We start from the raw sequence: 2,651 nt of genomic DNA, 5'->3' as shown, positions 1-2,651 counted from the left end.
CGGAGAAGGTCTCGTCAACCCAACGACTCCGTGAAACATCCGCCGCGATATTCGAGCCTTTGGTCAGCGCGTTCATCGTGCTCGTGCTGGTGGCTTTCTTGCTGGGGCAACGTGAGGATTTGCGCGATCGTTTTATCCGGCTGATCGGTGCGGGCAACGTCACCATGACGACGCGACTCATGAACGAAGCTGCGTTCCGCGTCAGCCAGTTCCTGGTCTGGCAAACGCTCATCAACATTGTGTTCGGCACCTTGGTGGGGTTGGGCCTGTATTGGATCGGCGTGCCCTATGCAGCCTTGTGGGGCGGAATCACCGCAGTCCTGCGCTTCGTGCCGTACGTGGGCTCGGCGTTGTCGGCGTTGATGCCGGCGGCGCTGGTCTTTGCGATTTCGCCAGGCTGGACCCAGACGCTACAAACGTTGGCGTTGTTCCTGACGCTCGACTTGATCACGGCGTACTTCGTCGAGCCGGTGGTGTTTGGTTATCGCACCGGCGTGTCGTCGTTCGCGCTGTTGATCTCGGCGTTGTTTTGGATCTGGGTGTGGGGCCCGGCCGGCTTGTTGCTGGCGACGCCGCTGACGGTGTGTATCGCCGTGCTAGGCCGGCACGTGCGTTCGCTGCGTTTCCTGGCCATCATTTTCGCCGACGAGCCGGCGTTGATGCCGCACGTTCGTTTCTATCAACGCTTGCTGGCACGCGATGAAGATGAAGCCGGTTCGCTGGTGAATCGCAAGCTACACGAGCTCGGTCCCGTCAGTGTCATCGATCAAATCTTGATGCCTGCTGTGACGCTGGTGCTCCAGCATCGCGAACAGAACGAGATCAGCGAGGACGACGCGGCGTTTGTCTTGGACATGATCGCCGAGACTTTGCAGCAGCTACCGGCAGCGCCGAGCTCATCAGAGCCGAGTGCCAGCATAGTCGGCGTGACCGTGCGTGCGCCGGCGGATGAGCTGGTGCTGGAAATGCTACGTAAGGCTTATGGGCACGAGCGCATCGCGTTGATGCCGCCGGAACTTTCTGGGGAAGAGGCGGTGCGTGCTGCGATTCGTCAGGCACCGACGATGATTTGTATCGCGGCGGCGGCGACGACGCGAGGTTCGGAGTTGCGCAATTACTGTCGTCGGATTCGTAGCGCATTGCCGGATAGCCGGATTCTCGTGTTACGCCCGCCGCTGGTCGACGACGAGGCGCCGCCCTCGCTGGAACGTTTCCGGGAAGCCGGTGCGGATTGTCTGGCGATAGCGGCCAAGGATGCGATCGTGGCCATCGACAGGTTGCAACCGAAGGCCGCAGAGAAAGACACAGGGCCTGCCAAGAAACCGCACGCGATTTCGGCCAGCGCCTGAGCGCTCGACTGGAATTCTCAGTTGCCGCCGTCAGTCAGGCCGAGCACAGCCGATTCGCTCAACGGCGCGATCCGCGCCAGCCAACCATCGACCTTTTGCGGCTCGCCGGTCTTGAGCCACGAGAACACCACGTTGTGCCACAGAATGCGCTGCACGTAATTGCGGGTCTCGTTATAGGGAATGTTTTCCACCCACACATCCGGATCGAGGGCTTCGGCAGGCATCCAACGTGCGGCTGCATTCGGCCCGGCGTTGTAACCGGCCAGCGCCACCAGCGTTTGACCGTTGAAGCGATCCATCAGCGAGCGCAGGTTCGCGGCGCCCAGCGGCACGTTGATTCCCGGATCGAACAGATCGGTGGGCGAGGGCTTCGGGCGATTCCATTTGCTGGCAGTACGCCGCGCCGTTTCAGGCAGCATTTGGAGCAGGCCGCGTGCCCCGGCTGAGGAGAGCGCGTCACGCCGATACAGACTTTCCTGGCGCATGACGCCGTAAATGATTTGCGGCGAGATCGATGTGAGCTTGGCCGCGGACAACACTTCGGCGTCATACGGTTGCGGATATAGCAGTTCGTAGTCGTTGAAGACTTTCTGTTGGCTCGCGGTGGCGATGGCCTGCTCATACCAACCCCAGCGCGCGGCCAGGTGAATGGACTGCGAACGTGCCGACTCCATCAATTGCTCGAAGCCGAACGACCATTCGGTGGTCGCCAGATTGCGCAGGTCGCTCGACAGCAGTTCGCGAGCGCGCACCATCGGCGGCAGCTGTTCCATGCGCTCGACTTGCGCCTGATCCAGCACCAGCTTTTCCAGATGTGGCGCCACTGGCCGGTCGAGCCGTGCGCCGGCCATGATGGAATAGAAGTTGTCGTCGAGCAGCACCGATTCGTACAACTGGCGAGCCAGTTTCGGGTCGCCATTCTTTTCGGTGGCACGTGCCGTCCAGTAACGCCAGCGTGCCAGCGAGCGCTGCTGATCCGGCATGGCGGCGATGATGTTGCCGGCCAGTTTCCAATCGCCCGCCCAGAGTGCCGCGCGTGTATGCCACTCGCGAGCGACGTCGTCGAAGTCTTTGGGCTGGACTTGTTTGAAGTAGCTGAGCGCCTGCGGACGTCGATCCCAGGACAGGCCGAGCGCCAACGCCAAGGCATACGGGCTGGCAGTCTCTTCGGTCAGCTTGCGAGCGCGTACCAAGCTGTCATAGCGACGCATCGCTCCGTCGCGGTCGGTGCGTGCGAGCCGTGACCAGCCGGCGAGCTGTGCTTTGGGATCGACTTCCAGAGCGGGCGAGGCGATCAGCGCG

Annotated in this window: 2 protein-coding genes; one reads left to right on the top strand and one right to left on the bottom strand. The window is 62.0% G+C overall.

The features are described from left to right. A partial coding sequence (locus tag JNL55_RS05375) for an AI-2E family transporter (protein WP_293850357.1) occupies positions 1-1,349 on the top strand: 1,349 nt, incomplete at its 5' end. 17 nt (positions 1,350-1,366) lie between these two features. On the opposite strand, the gene JNL55_RS05370 is transcribed toward JNL55_RS05375, so the two are convergent. Next, positions 1,367-2,651: lytic transglycosylase domain-containing protein (locus JNL55_RS05370; RefSeq protein ID WP_293850354.1), on the bottom strand; the 1,285-nt coding region annotated here is incomplete at its 5' end.

Source organism: Steroidobacter sp., from assembly GCF_016790065.1.
In the GTDB taxonomy this organism is placed as follows: domain Bacteria; phylum Pseudomonadota; class Gammaproteobacteria; order Steroidobacterales; family Steroidobacteraceae; genus Steroidobacter.
The sequence above is the reverse complement of the archived record's forward strand: the minus strand, read 5'-3'. Positions and strand labels throughout refer to the sequence as shown.